The sequence below is a fragment of the Actinomadura kijaniata NBRC 14229 genome (genome assembly GCF_001552175.1).
Classification (GTDB): Bacteria; Actinomycetota; Actinomycetes; order Streptosporangiales; family Streptosporangiaceae; genus Spirillospora; species Spirillospora kijaniata.
In genome coordinates this window covers 24,360-40,437 of the sequence record NZ_BCQR01000031.1, presented here as the reverse complement: position 1 = coordinate 40,437, position 16,078 = coordinate 24,360, and the positions used below count along the sequence as shown (strand labels likewise).

Below are 16,078 nucleotides of genomic sequence, written 5' to 3'. Positions count from 1 at the left end.
AGGCTCCTTCCGCGTTACGCCCGTCGTGGTGACGTTCACCGGGTGACGTCGGTGACGGGGACGCCGTTCGCTCCGTTGAGGCGGACGAGCAGCGCGTCGTTGCCGGTGGCCTTCGCCTCGGCGAGTTCCTCCCGGGTGACGCCCACGGCGGTGATGAACGCGACCTCGCCGTCCGGGGTGTCGATCGCGCCCAGGTGCGGGTCCGTGACGAAGACCAGCGCGTCGAGCCTGCTGGTCTCGGGACCGAGCCGCCCGGCCACGCCCATCCGGTGCCCGTCGGCGAACGGGTAACCCTCGCCGAACACGTACTCGCCGAGGCTCCGCAGCGTCCCCAGCGCCCAGCCGGGCGGCAGCTCGTCGCCCTCGTCACGCGGGACGCGCATCGTCAGCTCGAAGCCGAGGCCGCTGACGCCCGGTTCGGATTCGGCGTCGAGCAGGCCGTCCAGGTCGCTGAAGCCCCAGGTGACGAGCAGCCAGTAGCCGTCCGCGCGGTGCGCGCTCAGCTCCTGGACGCCTTGGCCCAGCGGGGTGCCGGTCGCCCAGCGCAGCGGTTCGTCCTCGGGGAGGTGCGCCTCCAGCGCGGCGATGATCGCCGCTCGGCTGCCCTCGCGCGGCCGGGGGACGCCACCGTGAAGGTAGGCGTCCATCAGCCCGCTCCAGAACGTGTCCGGCGCGAGAGCGCGCTCATCAGACGCCCTCAGGTCGGTGATGAGCTTCTCGACGTAGGGGCGCGTCGCTTCGAGGGACGCCCCGCCCATCTCCCGCCCGCACAGCTCGACCCGGTACAGGAACTCCACGAACGCGCCGAGCGAGGTGTTGATGGTCTCGGGCTCGGGGGCGGGCACGCCGTCCTCCAGCGCGAGGAGGAGGACGTTGCCGCTCTCCAGCTCCATGGCGTAGCGGATCCGGTCGTCGGTACGGCCCTTGCCGAGGACCATGAAACGCGCGGGGCGTTCCGGCGTCTCGGCCTCGAAGACCGACAGGGCGTCGAACGGGCCGTCCACGCGCATTGTGAAGAGGATGCCGGCGGTGACCGGCAGGCCGACCTCGCACAGCAGCCCGGCGTCCTCCGGCCGGAAGCCGTGCCCCTCCATCTGATCGCGGTCGAGCGTGACGACGCTGTCCGGACCGAAGACGCGGACGAGTTCGGAGTGGGTGAGCACTGATGGCCTCTTTCACCGGGGGCGGGAGACCGGCAAGATCGTAGTGTCGTGACGTCCCCTCCGCCGTGATCTTCGTGGAACACGGTTGGGGGCGGCGCGAAGCCGGGGGCTCTTCGGCATGACTTCGAACGCTTTTTCGATTCTGGTCACTCCCGGCGCTGAGGCCACGGGAGGCCACCGTGGTTGCCGTCGTTCCCCTCTGTTTTGTCGGTGGGGTGTCCTAACGTCGGAGACAGGGCATTGCCGCTGTGCAGCAGACCGAGGTGACGACCATGGGCAACAGCACGATCGAGCAGGACCGGGCCTTCCAGGAACTCGTCGACCCCTACCGGCGCGAGCTGCTGGCGCACTGCTACCGGATGCTCGGCTCCATCCACGACGCCGAGGACCTGCTCCAGGAGACCTACCTGCGGGCCTGGCGGTCCTACGACGACTTCGAGGGGCGCTCCTCGCTGCGGACCTGGCTGTACCGGATCGCCACCAACGCGTGCCTGACCGCCATCGAGCAGCGGGGCAGACGTCCCATGCCGTCCGGGCTGGGCGCGCCCACCGACGAGCCGGAGCGGCCGGTCTTCGCCTCGCCCGAGGTGCCCTGGCTGGAGCCGGTGCCCGACACCGTGCTGGACGCCGACCCCTCCGACCCGGCGACGATCGTGGCGGCCCGCGAGAGCACCCGGCTGGCGTTCATCGCCGCGCTCCAGCACCTGCCCGCCAGGCAGCGGGTCGTGCTGATCCTGCGGGACGTCCTCAAGTGGAAGGCCGCCGAGGTCGCCGAGCTGTTCGACACCTCGGTCGCCTCGGTCAACAGCGCCCTGCAGCGCGCCCGCGCCCAGCTGGAGCAGGCCGCCCCCGAACGCGACGAGCTGGCCGAGCCCACCGACCCCGAGCAGCGCGCCCTGCTGGAGCGCTACGCCAGGGCGTTCGAGGACGCCGACATCGCGGCCCTGGTCGAGCTGTTCAAGCAGGACGCGACCTGGGAGATGCCGCCTTTCCCACAGTGGTTCTCCGGCATTGACCACATCGCCCGGCTCATCGCCGCCCAGTGCGCCCCGTCGCCCGGCGAGCTGCGCATGGTGCCGACCGCGGCCAACGGGCAGCCCGCGTTCGGGATGTACCGGCGCGGCCCGGACGGCGCCTACCACCCGTTCCAGCTGGAGGTCGTCACCATCGCGGGCGGGCGGATCTCGCACGTGGCGGCGTTCCTCGACACCACGCTGTTCCCCTACTTCGGCCTCCCGGAGGCGCTCCCCGCCGGATAGCCGCCCTTTTCCGCTGAGCGGAAAGCGCCCGTCCACACCACCCGGGGAACCTGGGAAGGTGAGGGCGGTGTTGTTCCACTCAGCGGAAGGGGGCACCTCGGCGTGACACTCGACAAGGTCGTGGCCTCGGCAGAGCAGGCCGTCGCCGACATCGGCGACGGGGCGTCGCTGGCGGTCGGCGGCTTCGGGCTGTGCGGCGTGCCCGCGGTCCTCATCGGCGCCCTGTACGACCGGGGCTCGACCGGCCTGCGGGTCGTGTCCAACAACTGCGGCCTGGACGGCCGGGGCCTCGGGCAGCTGCTGGCCGCCGGGCGGATCGCCCGCGCCATGGGCTCCTACGTGGGCGAGAACAAGGAGTTCGCCCGCCAGTACCTGGCCGGCGAGATCGAGGTCGAGCTGATGCCGCAGGGCACCCTCGCCGAACGGCTGCGCGCCGGGGGCTCGGGCATCCCGGCGTTCTACACCCCCGCCGGGGTCGGCACCCTGGTCGCCGAGGGCGGGCTGCCCTGGCGCTACCACGCCGACGGCACCGTGGCGGTCGCCTCCCCGCCCAAGGAGGTCCGCGAGTTCGGCGGCCGCCCCTACGTGCTGGAGGAGGCCATCACCACCGACTTCGCCCTGGTGCGCGCGGCCCGGGGCGACCGGCACGGCAACCTCGTGTTCCACCAGGCCGCCCGCAACTTCAACCCTCTCGCCGCGATGGCCGGGCGGATCACGGTCGCCGAGGTGGAGGAGCTGGTCGAGCCCGGCGACCTCGACCCCGACGCCGTGCACCTGCCGGGCGTGTTCGTGCAGCGCGTCCTCCCGCTCACCCCCGAGCAGGCCGCCGACAAGCCCATCGAGAAGAGGACGACGCGCTGATGCCCTGGACCCGCGAACAGATCGCCGCCCGCGCCGCCGCCGAACTCCCCGACGGCGCCTACGTCAACCTCGGCATCGGCCTGCCCACCCTGATCCCCGGCTTCCTGCCCGAGGGGCGCCAGGTGGTGCTGCACGCCGAGAACGGCGTCCTCGGCGTCGGCCCCTACCCGACCGAGGACGAGGTCGACCCCGACCTCATCAACGCGGGCAAGGAGACCGTCACCCTGCTGCCCGGCGCGGCCGCGTTCGACTCCTCGCTGTCGTTCGGCATGATCCGCGGCGGCCACATCGACATCGCCGTGCTCGGCGCCATGCAGGTCTCGGCCCGCGGCGACCTGGCCAACTGGTCGGTCCCCGGAAAGATGATCAAGGGGATGGGCGGCGCGATGGACCTGGTGCACGGCGCCCGCAAGGTGATCGTGGTGATGAACCACACCGCCCGCGACGGCTCACCCAAGATCGTCAACGAGTGCGCGCTGCCGCTCACCGGCGCGCGCTGCGTCGACCGCGTCATCACCGACCTCGGCGTGCTGGACGTCACCGACGACGGCCTGGTGCTGGTGGAGACCGCACCCGGCGTCACCCCCGACGAGATCCGCGCCGCCACCGAACCCCCGTTGAAGGAGGCGGTCCACCCGTGACCCACCCCCCGTACCTGTCCCCGGCCTACAAGAGCACCGTCCTGCGGGCCCCCTCGCGGGAGCTGGTGCTGCCCAAGCTCGGCCCCGACAGCGTGGAGCTGACCTCCCCGGTGTTCGGGCACGCCGAACTCGGCGCGCTGGACAACGACCTGACCAAGCAGCACTCCGGCGAGCCGCTCGGCGAGCGCATCATCGTCACCGGGCGCCTGCTGGACTCCACCGGACGCCCGGTCCCGGGCGCGCTGGTCGAGGTCTGGCAGGCCAACGCCGCCGGCCGCTACGCCCACCTGCGCGACCAGCACCCGGCGCCGCTGGACCCCAACTTCACCGGCGCCGGCCGCGCCCTCACCGACGCCCAGGGCCGCTACGAGTTCGTGACGATCAAGCCGGGCGCCTACCCGTGGCGCAACCACGACAACGCCTGGCGGCCCGCCCACATCCACTTCTCGGTGTTCGGCACGGCGTTCACCCAGCGGCTCGTCACCCAGATGTACTTCCCGGGCGACCCGCTGTTCGCCCACGACCCGATCTTCCAGTCGATCCCCGACGAGAAGGCCCGCCGGCGCCTGGTCTCCCGCTTCGACCTGGACACCACCGTGCCGGAGTGGGCCCTGGGCTACCAGTTCGACATCGTGCTCGGCCAGACCCCGACGGAGGACGCATGACCACCCCCTCGCAGACCGTCGGCCCCTTCTTCGGCTACGCCCTGCCCTACGACGGCGGACCCGACCTGGTCCCCGGCTGGCGGACCGACGCGATCAGGCTGCACGGCCGCGTCCTGGACGGCGCGGGCGACCCGGTCCCCGACGCGATCGTGGAGATCTGGCAGCCCGACGGCGACGGCGGGATCCCCCGCCGGCAGGGCGCGCTGCGCCGCGAGGACGACGCGTTCTCCGGCTTCGGCCGCTGCCCCACCGACCTCGACGGCCGCTACCACTTCACCACCGTCCGGCCCGGCGCGGTCGGCGACGGCTCGGCGCCCTACATCGCCGTGCAGGTGTTCATGCGGGGGCTGCTGCGGCAGGTGTTCACCCGCCTGTACTTCCCCGAGGACACCGCCGCCCACGCCGCCGACCCGGTGCTGAACGAGGTCCCCGCCGACCGCCGCGCCACCCTGGTCGCCGCGGCCGAGGGGGAGCGGACGTACCGTTTCGACATCCACATGCAGGGCGAACAGGAGACGGTCTTCTTTGCCTTCTGACCCTTCCGGCCTCGACGCCGGCCTCGACGCCGGCCTGCTGTCCCCGGTCCGCGCCGGAACGCGGGCCGAGGCGGCGACCGGCGACCGGGCCTGGCTCCAGGCGATGCTGGACGCCGAGGCGGCGCTGGCCCGCGCCCAGGCCCGCCTCGGGATCATCCCCGCCGAGGCCGCCGAGGCCATCGCCGCCGTCGCGGACGCCGACCGGATCGACCTGCCCGCGCTGGCCCGCCGCGCCCGCGGCGCCGGGAACCCCGTCGTCCCGCTGGTGAAGGACCTGCGCGCGCTCGCCGGAGCGGCGGGCGAGCACGTCCACCGGGGCGCGACCAGCCAGGACATCGTGGACACCGCCGCGATGCTGGTGGCGGACCGGACCAGGCGCGTCATCCTCGCCGACCTGAAAACGGCACTGGACGCGCTGGCCGGTCACGCCGAACGGCACCGCGACACGCCCCTGGCGGGCCGCACCCTGGGCCGCCAGGCGCTGCCGGTGACGTTCGGGCTGAAGGCGGCGGGCTGGCTGCTCGGCCTGCTGGAGGCCCGCGACCGCCTGGCCGCCGTGGCGCTGCCGGCCCAGCTCGGCGGCGCGGCCGGAACGCTCGACGCCTACGGCGACCGGGCGCTGGACCTGACGGCCGCGTTCGCCGCCGAGACCGGCCTGGCCCGGTCCGACCTGCCCTGGCACACCCGCCGCACCCCGGTCGCCGAGCTCGGCGCGGCCCTGGCGCTGGTCGCCGGGGCCCTCGGCAAGATCGCCACCGATGTGGCGGTGCTGGCGCAGAGCGAGATCGACGAGGTCGCCGAGGCCGCCGGGCCCGGCCGCGGCGGCTCCTCGGCGATGCCGCACAAGCGCAACCCCGCCCTGGCCGTCCTGATCCGGTCGGCCGCGCTCCAGGTCCCCGCGCAGGCGCAGATCCTGCTGGCCGCCCAGGCGGCGCCGCTGGAACGCCCGGCGGGGGAGTGGCACGCCGAGTGGCAGCCGCTGCGCGAGTGCCTGCGGCTGGCCGGCGGCGCCGCCGCGACCGCCGCCGAGCTGCTGCCCGGCCTGGAGGTCCGCCCCGACCGGATGCGCGCCAACCTCGACGGCCTGCTGACCGTCCTGGCCGACCACGGCGGGCCCGCCGACACCGGCGCGGCGTCCGCGCTGGTCGACCGGGCGCTGGCGACCTACCGGAAGAGCCCCGCATGATCCTGCACCACCGCGTCGACGGCCCGGCGGACGCGCCGCCGCTGGTCCTCGGCCCCTCCCTGGGCACCACCGCCGACCTGTGGCGGCCGCAACTGGAGGCGTTCACCGCCCGGTACCGGGTCGTGCGCTACGACCTGCCGGGCCACGGCGCATCCCCGGCCGCGACCGGCTTCACCGTCGACGACCTCGCCGACGCCGTCGTGACGCTCCTGGACGGGCTCGGCGTCGACCGCGCCGCCTACGCCGGGGTCTCCCTCGGCGGGGCCGTCGGCACGGCCCTGGCGCTGCGCGCCCCCGAACGCCTCACCGCCCTCGTGCTGTGCTGCACCTCGCCGCGCTTCGGCGACCCGCGGGCGTGGCGGGACCGGGCCGCGCTGGTCCGCCGCGAGGGCGTCGGCCCGGTCGCCGACTCCGCGCCGGGCCGCTGGTTCACCCCGGGCTTCACCGGCGCCGGGCCCTACGCGGCGATGCTGCGCGCCACCGACCCCGAGGGGTACGCGGCCTGCTGCGACGCGCTGGCCGCGTTCGACGCGACCGCCCGCCTCGGCGAGATCACCACGCCCACGCTGGTGATCTCCGGGGCCGAGGACCTGCCGACCCCGCCCGCCGGGCACGGCCGGGTCCTGGCCGAGGGCATTCCCGGCGCGGCCCACACGGTCGTCGAGGCCGCCGGGCACCTGGCGAACGCCGAGCGCCCCGGCCCCGTCACCGAAGCGATCATCAAGCATCTGGAGGGAGCCCGCGATGGACGGTGACACGATGGACGGCGGCACGACGGACGACAGCACGATGGACGACGCGCGGCGGCACGCCGCGGGCATGAGGGTCCGCCGCGAGGTGCTCGGCGACGCCCACGTGGACCGCGCCGTCGCCCGCACCAGCGACCTCACCGCCGACTTCCAGGACCTCATCACCCGCTACGCCTGGGGCGAGATCTGGACCCGGCCCGGGCTGGACCGCCGCACCCGCAGCTGCGTCACCCTCACCGCCCTGGTCGCCGGCGGCCACCTGGAGGAGCTGGCGATGCACGTGCGGGCCGCGCTGCGCAACGGCCTGACCCCCGAGGAGATCAAGGAGGTCCTCCTCCAGACGGCCGTCTACTGTGGGGTTCCCGCCGCCAACGCGGCCTTCGCCGTCGCGCAGCGGGTGCTCGAGGAACGACCGGAGTGATCGAAGTGGCCGAGCGGACACGCCCGCCGAGCGTCGCGGGCAAGGTGATGGCGATCCTGGACGCGTTCGCCGACGGCGGGGTCCGCCTCACCCTCAGCGAGATCTGCCGCCGCGCGGGGCTGCCGCCCGCCACCGGGCACCGCCTGGTCGGCGAGCTGGCGGCGGGCGACTTCCTGGAACGCGCCCCCGACGGCACCTACCGCGTCGGCACCCGGCTGTGGCGGATCGGGACCCGGGCCGGGGCCGTCACCGGGCTGCGCGAGCTGGCGCTGCCCCACATGGAGGACCTCTACGAGGCCACGCACGACAACGTCCAGCTCGCCGTCCTGCGCGACGGCAGCGCCCTGTACCTGGAACGGCTGCGTGGCACCCGCTCGGTGCCGATCGTGACCCACGTCGGGGCGGCGCTGCCGCTGCACGCCACCGGCGTCGGCAAGGTGCTGCTGGCCTTCGCGCCCGAACGGGAACGCGAGGCGGTGCTGGCCGCCGGGCTGCCCGCGCTCACGCCCCGCACCATCACCGACCCCGAGCGGCTGCGGCACTGCCTGGCCGAGGTCCGCCGCGACGGCTACGCCGTCACCCGCGACGAGATGACCATCGGCGCGGCCTCGGTCGCCGCCCCCGTCCGGGCCGCCGACGGTACCGTCGTGGCCGCGCTGTCGCTGGTCGCCCGCACCCGCAGCGCCGACCTGCGGCGGCTGCTGCCGCCCCTGACCACCGCCGCGCGCGCCCTGTCCCGCGACGTGGCCGTGCACTGGCGCGGCGACCCCGCCGCCCGGCGCGACAGCGCCTGACCCTCCGCCCGACCCCCGCCGGCTCCCCGCCCGACCCAGGCCCGACCCCCGCCTGAGCCACGGCGCCCCACCCCCGACCCCACCCAAGGAGATCCTCATGCGCACCCAGGTCGCGATCATCGGCGCAGGGCCCGCCGGACTGCTGCTGTCCCATCTGCTGCACCGGCAGGGCATCGACTCGGTGGTGCTGGAGAGCCGCGACCGCGCCTACGTCGAACGCCGCCAGCGCGCCGGGATGCTGGAGCAGAACACCACCGACGTGCTGCGCGACACCGGCGTCGGCGGGCGCCTGGACCGCGAGGGCCTGGTCCACCACGGCCTGGAGCTGCGGTTCGGCGGCGCCGGGCACCGCGTCCCGATCACCGACCTGACCGGCCGCACCGTGACGATCTACGCGCAGACCGAGATCGTCAAGGACCTGGTCGAACGGCGGCTCGCCGACGGCGGCGACGTCCGCTTCGAGGCCGAGGTCCTGGCCGTCGACCCGGCCGCGCCCAGCGTCACCTTCCGCCAGGACGGCGCCGAGCACGTCCTGGAGTGCGACTACATCGCCGGGTGCGACGGCTTCCACGGCGTCAGCCGCCCCGCCGTCCCGGACGTGCGGACGTTCTCCCGCGAGTACCCGTTCGCCTGGCTCGGCATCCTCGCCGACGTCCCGCCGTCCACCGACGAACTGATCTACGCGAGCCACGAGCGCGGCTTCGCCCTGCACAGCCTGCGCTCGCCCAAGGTCAGCCGCCTGTACCTCCAGGTCGCGCCCGACGAGGACCTCGGCGCCTGGTCCGACGCCCGGATCTGGGACGAGCTGGCCGCCCGGTTCGCCACCGACGACGGCTGGGAACTGCGCGAGGGCCCCATCACCGACCGGGCGATCACCCCGATGCGCAGCTTCGTCGCCGAGCCGATGCGCCACGACAGGCTGTTCCTGGCCGGGGACGCCGCGCACATCGTGCCGCCCACCGGGGCCAAGGGCCTCAACCTGGCCGTCGCCGACGTGACGGTCCTGGCCGAGGCGCTCACCGAGCGCTACGCCTCCGGCTCGGAGACCCTGCTCGACGGCTACTCCGAACGCTGCCTCAGGCGCGTCTGGCGGGCCGAGCACTTCTCCTACTGGATGACGACGCTGCTGCACACCGACCCCGGGGCCACCCCGTTCGAGCACCGCCTCCAGCGCTCGCACCTGGAGTACGTCGTCTCCTCCCAGGCCGCGATGACCTCCCTGGCCGAGAACTACGCGGGGTTGCCCCTGAAGTAGCCCGTGGCCCGGGCCGATGTGCACTGAGATGCACATCACGCAACTTTGCATATCCGGAAATTTTGCGGACCACGCAGGTTTGTCCTAGCGTGGTCCGCATGACCGTGCATGGACTCCGTGAACGCAAGAAGGCCGCGACCCGGCAGGCGCTCAGCCGCGCCGCCGTGCGGCTGGCGCTGGAGCACGGCGTCGCCGGGGTGACGGTCGAGGCGGTCGCCGAGGCCGCCGGGGTGTCGGCGCGCACCTTCCACAACTACTTCCCGGGCAAGGAGGAGGCGATCGTCGCCCCGCTCCTCGACGGGGCGCGGACCGGTCTCGACACCCTGGCGTCCCGCCCGGCGGACGAGCCCCTCTGGGACACCCTGCACAACGTCGCCAGGGTCGCCCTGGCCTCGTTCGGCGACCGCGCCGAGACCCTCGCCCTGGTCCGCGTGGTCCTCGCCGAGCCCGTCCTGATCGCCCGGGAGCTGTCCGGGCTCGACGAGATGCTGCGGCGCGCCACCGAGCTGATCGCCGAACGCTCCGGCACCGACCCCGCGCGCGACGTGTACCCGCACCTGATGGCGGGCGCGGCGGGGCTGGCGCTGCGCACCGCGATGGCGATGTGGGCCGAGGGCCCCGACGGCGCCGACCCCGGCACGCTGGTCGACGAGGCCTTCCTGTGGCTTCGCTCCGGGCTGCCCACCCCCCACGGGTCCGCGGAGGAGGCCCCACCGGAGGGCGCGGGGACCGCGCCCGCCTAGACCCCCGACCGCCGGGCCGGACGGCCGCCTCACGGCCCGGAGACGGCACCCGGCGGCCCATCCCACCCCTGAAGGCCCGGCGGCCGGTCCGCCACCGGGCGAGGCAAGCATGTCCGGCAACCATCGAGGGGAAGACACCCGTGGCCACGTTCCTGTACCGGCTCGGCCGGTTCTCGTTCCGGCGGCGATGGCTGGTCGCCGCGCTGTGGGCGGGCCTGCTCGTCCTGGCGGGCGTCGGCGCCGCCACCCTGAAGGGCCCCACCGCCAACGACTTCTCGATGCCCGGCACCGAGTCCCAGCAGGCCATGGACCTGCTGAAGGACCGGATGCCGCAGGCCAACGCCGACGGCGCGACCGCCCGCGTGGTCTTCCGCGCGCCCGGCGGTGAGAAGATCACCGCCCTGGCGTCGAAGGCGGCCGTGGACGGGGTGGTCGCGAGGCTGCGGACCGTCCCGAAGGTCGCCTCCGTCGCCGACCCGTTCCAGACCAGGGCCGTCTCGCCCGACGGGCGCACCGCCTACGCCCAGGTGGCCTACAAGGTGTCGCCGATCGACGTCACCGGCGCCGACCGCGACGCCCTGAGGGCCGCGGCCGAGCAGGGCCGCGCCGCCGGGCTGACCGTCGAGTACGGCGGCAGCGCCACCCAGGGCATCCCCGAGCAGAGCGCCACCGAGATCATCGGTGTGGCGGTCGCCGCCCTGGTGCTGGTCATCACGTTCGGCTCGCTGATCGCCGCCGGGCTGCCGCTGCTGAACGCGCTGCTGGGCGTCGGCATCGCGATGGCGACGATCACCGCCGCCACCGGCCTGGTCGAGATGAGCTCCACCACCTCCACCCTGGCGCTGATGCTGGGCCTGGCGGTGGCCATCGACTACTCGCTGTTCATCGTCTCCCGCTACCGCGCCGAGCTGCGCGAGGGCCGCGCGCCCGAGGAGGCCGCCGGCCGCGCCGTCGGCACCGCCGGGTCGGCCGTGGTGTTCGCCGGCCTCACCGTGGTGATCGCGCTGGCCGGGCTGATGGTGGTGAACATCCCGATCCTCACCGAGATGGGGCTGGCCGCCGCGTTCGCCGTGGTCGTCGCCGTCCTCATCGCGCTCAGCCTGCTGCCCGCCCTGCTCGGCATGGCCGGGCGCCGGGTGCTGGGCGGCCGCATCCCCGGCCTGCGCGGCGGCCCCGCCGAGGGGAGGGCTCCGCTGGGCGAGCGCTGGGCCCGGTTCGTCGTGCGGCGCCCGCTGCCGGTGCTGCTGCTGGCCGTCGCCGCCATGGGCGCGGTCGCCTACCCGGCCACCGACCTGCGCCTGGGCCTGCCCGGCGACGAGGTCGCCGCGCCCGACACCACCCAGCGCAAAGCCTACGACCTGATCGCCGAGGGCTTCGGCCCGGGAGTCAACGGCCCGCTGATGGTCGTCGTGGAGTCCGGCTCCGGCGGCGGCGTGCAGGAGCCCGCGCAGCGCTTCGCCGGGGAGCTCCAGCGCATGAGGGACGTGGCCGTGGTGACCCCGCCCGCGCCCAACCCCGCCGGGAACACCGCGCTGCTGACCGTCGTGCCGAAGAGCGGCCCCAGCGACAAGGCCACCGAGGACCTGGTCTCCGCCATCCGCGACCGGAGCGGCGACCTGCGCGAGACCACCGGCGCGCGCGCCATGGTCACCGGCTCGACCGCCATGAACATCGACATCTCGGCCAAGCTGTCGGACGCCCTCGCCCCCTACCTGCTGGTCGTGGTCGGGCTGGCGTTCCTGCTGCTGACCCTGGTGTTCCGGTCGCTGCTGGTGCCGCTGAAGGCCACCGCGGGCTTCCTGCTCACCGTCGCCGCCACCTTCGGCGCGGTCGTGGCGGTGTTCCAGTGGGGCTGGCTGGCCGACGTGTTCGGCGTCCCGGAGACCGGGCCGATCATGAGTCTGCTGCCGATCCTGCTGATCGGCGTGGTGTTCGGCCTCGCCATGGACTACCAGGTGTTCCTGGTCACCGGCATGCGCGAGGCGTACGTGCACGGCGCGGCGCCGCGCGAGGCCGTGGTCGCCGGGTTCCGGCACGGCGCGCGGGTCGTCACCGCCGCCGCCGCCATCATGATCGCGGTGTTCGCCGGGTTCGTCGCCTCCGACGAGACGATGATCACGATGATCGGGTTCGCGCTGGCCGCGGGCGTCGCGTTCGACGCGTTCGTGGTCCGCATGACCATCGTCCCGGCCGTGATGGCGCTGCTCGGCCGGTCGGCGTGGTGGCTGCCGCGCTGGCTGGACCGGCTGCTGCCCGACGTCGACGTCGAGGGCGAGAAGCTGCGGCACGCCCTGCCCGGCGCGACCGGGGACGAGCCCGTCCCGGCGGCGGCCCGCACCTGACCGCGAGGCGACCTCCGGCGCGGCGGCGCCCGACCAAGGTCGGGCGCCGCCGCGACTTTCGTCGGTGTTATCGCTGATCACGCCACGGGTACCCTGACCAGGTGCGGCAGCGGGGAGGACCGTGCCGGGCACGCGGGGGCCGGGGGACAGATGCGCGTCGGAAGGGTGATCGAGCGGGTACCGGAGATCGTCTCCTGGTACCTGCTGGTGTCGGGGATCGTCTCGATCGTGGCATGGGTGTCGGCCCGGTTGTCGGCCACCTGGTTCGACGATCTGGCGAGCGTGTGGGTGCTGCGCTGGATCGGGTACTTCGGCTGGTGGGCCAGCCTGCCCTGGGGCCTGATGATGCTCCTGCTGTCGGCCGGGGTCCGGCGGCACAAGAAGTCGGCGTGGCGGATCACCTCCCTGGTGATCGGCGCGTACTTCGCGCTGCTGGTGCTGACCGTGCTGCTCAACGCGGTGGAACCGCCGCAGGACCCGGAGCTGCGGACCGGCGGGGGCGAGTGGATCGCGGCCGTCGCCTACGGGCTGGTGCTGACGCTGCTGCTGGCCGCCCGCCGCGAGTTCTCCGCGCTGCCCGACCGGGCCAACCGGCGGCTGGCGCTGGTCGTCTTCGGCGCGCTGGTGCTGGTCAGCGGCGTGGTCGGGGTGACGCTGGTGCACCTGACCGACACCGACCCCCGGGGCGGGTTCTGGACCCAGCCGGTCTACGTGGTGCTCCAGACGGTGCTGGGCGCGGGCGTCACCGGCAGCACCGTCTACGTCGCGGTCCCCGCCTGGGTGGACTTCATCCTCGGCGTGGTCGGCGCGGGCCTGCTGGTGCTGACCATGTGGGCGCTGTTCCGGCCCGCCCGTCGGCCGGCGCAGCTGTCGGCCGAGGAGGAGCTCCCGGCGCGGCGGCTGCTGGCCGAGTACGGCGAGGACGACTCCCTCGGCTACTTCGCGCTGCGCCGCGACAAGGACGTCATCGTCGCGCCCAACGGCAGGGCCGCCATCGCCTACCGCGCCCAGGGCTCGGTCTGCCTGGCCAGCGGCGACCCCCTCGGCGATCCCGAGTCGTGGGGGCAGGCGATCGAGGCCTGGCTGGCCGAGTGCCGCGCCCACTCCTGGACGCCCGGCGCGGTCAGCGCCGGCGAGCGCGCCGCCGTCGAGTACCGCAGGCACGGCCTGAACGTCCTGGAGCTCGGCGACGAGGCGATCCTCGACCTGTCGGAGTTCAACCTGGACGGCCGGGAGATGCGGCCGGTGCGCCAGGCGGTGCGCCGCGTCGAGCGCGCCGGGTACACCGTCCGCGTCCGCCGCCACTCGCAGATCCCGGCCGCCGAGATGGCCGCGATCGTGCAGCGCGCCGACCACTGGCGCGAGGGCGAGACCGAACGCGGTTTCTCCATGGCCCTCGGCCGGCTCGGCGACCCCACCGACGGGCGCTGCGTGATGGTGGAGGCGTTCGACGCCCAGGGCGAGCTGCGCGGGCTGCTCAGCTTCGTGCCGTGGGGCCGCACCGGGCTGTCGCTGGACCTGATGCGCCGCGACCGGGCCGCCGAGAACGGCCTGAACGAGTTCATGGTCGCCAAGCTCGCCGAGGGCGCGGGCGCCATCGGCGTGCGCCGGGTCTCGCTGAACTTCGCCATGCTGCGGGCGGTGTTCGAACGCGGCCAGCAGATCGGCGCCGGGCCCGTCGTCCGGCTCGCCTACCGGTGGCTGTCGCTGGCCTCCCGCTTCTGGCAGCTGGAGTCGCTGTACCTGGCCAACGCCAAGTACCACCCCGAGTGGGTGCCGCGCTTCATCTGCTTCCCGCACGGCAGCACCGGCCTGATCCGCGTCGGCGTCGCCTACGCGGTCGCCGAGGGCTTCCTGCCGAGCTTCGGCCGCCGCCGGCTGGAGCAGGCCGCGGGTGCGGTGCCCTCCGCCGGGCTCGTCGCGCGGATCAGGGAGATCGAGGACAGCGCCGAGGCGCTGCGCGCCCCGCGCCGCCGCCTGTCGGAGCAGGAACGCGTCCGGCACGCCAAGCTCGCCAGGATCGAGGCGGCGGGGATGGAGCCCTACCCGCTCGGCTTCGACCGCACCGCCCTCGCCGCCGACCTGCGCGCCCGGCACGCCGGGCTGGCCGCCGACACCCACACCGGCGAGCGCGCCGCCGTCGCCGGGCGGATCATGCTGGCCCGCGAGCACGGCCGGCTGGTCTTCGCGACCCTGCGCGACGAGAGCGCCGACATCCAGGTGATGCTGACCGCCGACCGGCTGGGGCCGGAGAGCCTGCGCACCTGGCGGTCGCTGGTCGACCTCGGCGACCAGGTCGGCGTGGCCGGCGAGGTCGTCACCTCCCGCAAGGGCGAGCTGTCGGTGCTGGCCGACTCCTGGACGCTGACCGCCAAGTCGCTGCACCCGCTGCCCGACAAGCGCTCCGGGCTGTCGGACCCCGAGGCCCGGGTGCGGCTGCGCGCCGTCGACCTGATCGTCAACGACGAGTCCCGGCGGATGCTGCGGATGCGCGGCGACGCGGTGGCGGCCGTCCGCGACGTGCTGCGCGACCGCGGCTACCTGGAGGTCGAGACCCCGATCCTGCAGCCCGTCCACGGCGGCGCGGCGGCCCGGCCGTTCACCACCCGCATCAACGCCTACAACATGCGGATGTACCTGCGGATCGCCCCGGAGCTGTACCTCAAGCGGCTGCTGGTCGGCGGGCTGGGCAAGGTCTTCGAGATGGGCCGCGACTTCCGCAACGAGGGCGTGGACGCCACCCACAACCCCGAGTTCACGATGCTGGAGGCGTACGAGCCCTACGGCGACTACGACACCATGGCCGCGCTGACCCGCGACCTGGTCCTGGCCGGGACCCGCGCCGCGCTCGGCACCACGGTCGTGGCGCGCGACGGCGTCGAGTACGACCTGGCCGAGCCCTGGCACGCGATCACCGTGTACGGGTCGGTGTCGGAGGCGCTCGGCGAGGAGATCACCCCGGACACCCCGCGCGCGACGGTGGCCCGCCACGCCGCCCGCGCCGGCGTGGCGGACGTCCCCGAGTGGGGCCAGGGCCGCCTGGTGCAGGAGCTGTACGAGGCGCTGGTCGAGGACGAGCTGCGATGGCCGACGTTCGTGCGCGACTACCCGGCCGAGACCTCCCCGCTGACCCGGCCGCACCGCGACGACCCGCGGCTGGCCGAGAAGTGGGACCTGATCGTGTTCGGCATGGAGCTGGGCACCGCCTACTCGGAGCTCATCGACCCGATCCTCCAGCGGCGGCGGCTCACCGAGCAGTCGTTGCTTGCGGCGGGCGGCGACCCCGAGGCGATGGAGCTGGACGAGGACTTCCTGCGCGCCCTGGAGTACGGCATGCCCCCGGCGGGCGGCATGGGCATGGGCGTGGACCGGCTGCTGATCGCGCTCACCGGCCGTTCCATCCGCGAGACGATCGCGTTCCCGCTGGTGCGCCCGGGCCGCTGAGCGGGCTGTGCGATGCTGG

At 74.3% G+C, this 16,078-nt stretch carries 14 protein-coding genes; 13 read left to right on the top strand and 1 reads right to left on the bottom strand.

The features are described 5' to 3' along the window. Window positions 1–35: 35 nt before the first annotated feature. Window positions 36–1,163, bottom strand: coding sequence for a suppressor of fused domain protein (locus AKI01S_RS11465; protein ID WP_067814822.1), 1,128 nt, complete (start codon window positions 1,161–1,163; stop codon window positions 36–38). Between the two features lie 272 nt (window positions 1,164–1,435). Between AKI01S_RS11465 and AKI01S_RS11460 the strand changes: the two genes are divergently transcribed. The 13 genes from AKI01S_RS11460 (at window position 1,436) to lysX (ending at window position 16,059) form a co-directional block, all read left to right on the top strand. Beyond that, window positions 1,436–2,422: a sigma-70 family RNA polymerase sigma factor gene (locus AKI01S_RS11460; RefSeq protein ID WP_067814936.1), complete on the top strand. Its 987-nt coding sequence runs from the start codon at window positions 1,436–1,438 to the stop codon at window positions 2,420–2,422. A gap of 102 nt (window positions 2,423–2,524) precedes the next feature. Continuing rightward, a complete protein-coding gene (locus tag AKI01S_RS11455) occupies window positions 2,525–3,283 on the top strand; it encodes a CoA transferase subunit A (protein ID WP_067814819.1) in 759 nt (252 codons plus the stop codon). Further along, window positions 3,283–3,924 carry a CoA transferase subunit B gene (locus AKI01S_RS11450; protein ID WP_067814805.1) on the top strand — a complete coding sequence of 214 codons (642 nt, stop codon included), beginning with the start codon at window positions 3,283–3,285 and terminating at the stop codon, window positions 3,922–3,924. Before AKI01S_RS11455 ends, AKI01S_RS11450 begins: the two co-directional genes overlap by 1 nt. Continuing rightward, window positions 3,921–4,589 (top strand): protocatechuate 3,4-dioxygenase subunit beta, encoded by a 669-nt coding sequence (gene pcaH, locus AKI01S_RS11445; protein ID WP_067814803.1) that lies wholly within the window; start codon window positions 3,921–3,923, stop codon window positions 4,587–4,589. The genes AKI01S_RS11450 and pcaH overlap by 4 nt, the downstream gene beginning before the upstream one ends. Then, window positions 4,586–5,125 (top strand): protocatechuate 3,4-dioxygenase subunit alpha, encoded by a 540-nt coding sequence (pcaG, locus tag AKI01S_RS11440; RefSeq protein WP_067814801.1) that lies wholly within the window; start codon window positions 4,586–4,588, stop codon window positions 5,123–5,125. The genes pcaH and pcaG overlap by 4 nt, the downstream gene beginning before the upstream one ends. Continuing rightward, window positions 5,115–6,311 (top strand): 3-carboxy-cis,cis-muconate cycloisomerase, encoded by a 1,197-nt coding sequence (gene pcaB / locus AKI01S_RS11435; RefSeq protein WP_067814799.1) that lies wholly within the window; start codon window positions 5,115–5,117, stop codon window positions 6,309–6,311. The genes pcaG and pcaB overlap by 11 nt, the downstream gene beginning before the upstream one ends. Continuing rightward, window positions 6,308–7,066 (top strand): 3-oxoadipate enol-lactonase, encoded by a 759-nt coding sequence (pcaD, locus tag AKI01S_RS54650; protein ID WP_369688714.1) that lies wholly within the window; start codon window positions 6,308–6,310, stop codon window positions 7,064–7,066. Before pcaB ends, pcaD begins: the two co-directional genes overlap by 4 nt. Next, window positions 7,056–7,481: a 4-carboxymuconolactone decarboxylase gene (gene pcaC / locus AKI01S_RS54645; RefSeq protein ID WP_369688713.1), complete on the top strand. Its 426-nt coding sequence runs from the start codon at window positions 7,056–7,058 to the stop codon at window positions 7,479–7,481. The genes pcaD and pcaC overlap by 11 nt, the downstream gene beginning before the upstream one ends. Next, the gene (locus tag AKI01S_RS11425; protein WP_245681576.1) at window positions 7,478–8,275 is read left to right on the top strand and encodes an IclR family transcriptional regulator; all 798 of its coding nucleotides are present in this window, start codon (window positions 7,478–7,480) and stop codon (window positions 8,273–8,275) included. The genes pcaC and AKI01S_RS11425 overlap by 4 nt, the downstream gene beginning before the upstream one ends. A gap of 97 nt (window positions 8,276–8,372) precedes the next feature. Further along, window positions 8,373–9,530 (top strand): 4-hydroxybenzoate 3-monooxygenase, encoded by a 1,158-nt coding sequence (locus tag AKI01S_RS11420; RefSeq protein WP_067814797.1) that lies wholly within the window; start codon window positions 8,373–8,375, stop codon window positions 9,528–9,530. A 98-nt stretch (window positions 9,531–9,628) separates the two neighbouring features. Then, a complete protein-coding gene (locus tag AKI01S_RS11415) occupies window positions 9,629–10,273 on the top strand; it encodes a TetR/AcrR family transcriptional regulator (RefSeq protein ID WP_067814931.1) in 645 nt (214 codons plus the stop codon). A gap of 140 nt (window positions 10,274–10,413) precedes the next feature. Continuing rightward, on the top strand, window positions 10,414–12,615 hold the full coding sequence (locus AKI01S_RS11410) for an MMPL family transporter (RefSeq protein ID WP_067814795.1): 2,202 nt from the start codon (window positions 10,414–10,416) through the stop codon (window positions 12,613–12,615). A gap of 150 nt (window positions 12,616–12,765) precedes the next feature. Continuing rightward, a complete protein-coding gene (lysX, locus tag AKI01S_RS11405) occupies window positions 12,766–16,059 on the top strand; it encodes a bifunctional lysylphosphatidylglycerol synthetase/lysine--tRNA ligase LysX (protein WP_157419776.1) in 3,294 nt (1,097 codons plus the stop codon). Window positions 16,060–16,078 lie beyond the last annotated feature (19 nt).

Coding starts and splice junctions, on each gene's coding strand:
- pcaD (WP_369688714.1), top strand. CDS start 6,308: ATGATCCTGCACCACCGCGTCGACGGCCCGGCGGACGCGCCGCCGCTG.
- lysX (WP_157419776.1), top strand. CDS start 12,766: ATGCGCGTCGGAAGGGTGATCGAGCGGGTACCGGAGATCGTCTCCTGG.
- AKI01S_RS11460 (WP_067814936.1), top strand. CDS start 1,436: ATGGGCAACAGCACGATCGAGCAGGACCGGGCCTTCCAGGAACTCGTC.
- pcaC (WP_369688713.1), top strand. CDS start 7,056: ATGGACGGTGACACGATGGACGGCGGCACGACGGACGACAGCACGATG.
- pcaG (WP_067814801.1), top strand. CDS start 4,586: ATGACCACCCCCTCGCAGACCGTCGGCCCCTTCTTCGGCTACGCCCTG.
- AKI01S_RS11450 (WP_067814805.1), top strand. CDS start 3,283: ATGCCCTGGACCCGCGAACAGATCGCCGCCCGCGCCGCCGCCGAACTC.
- AKI01S_RS11415 (WP_067814931.1), top strand. CDS start 9,629: ATGACCGTGCATGGACTCCGTGAACGCAAGAAGGCCGCGACCCGGCAG.
- AKI01S_RS11420 (WP_067814797.1), top strand. CDS start 8,373: ATGCGCACCCAGGTCGCGATCATCGGCGCAGGGCCCGCCGGACTGCTG.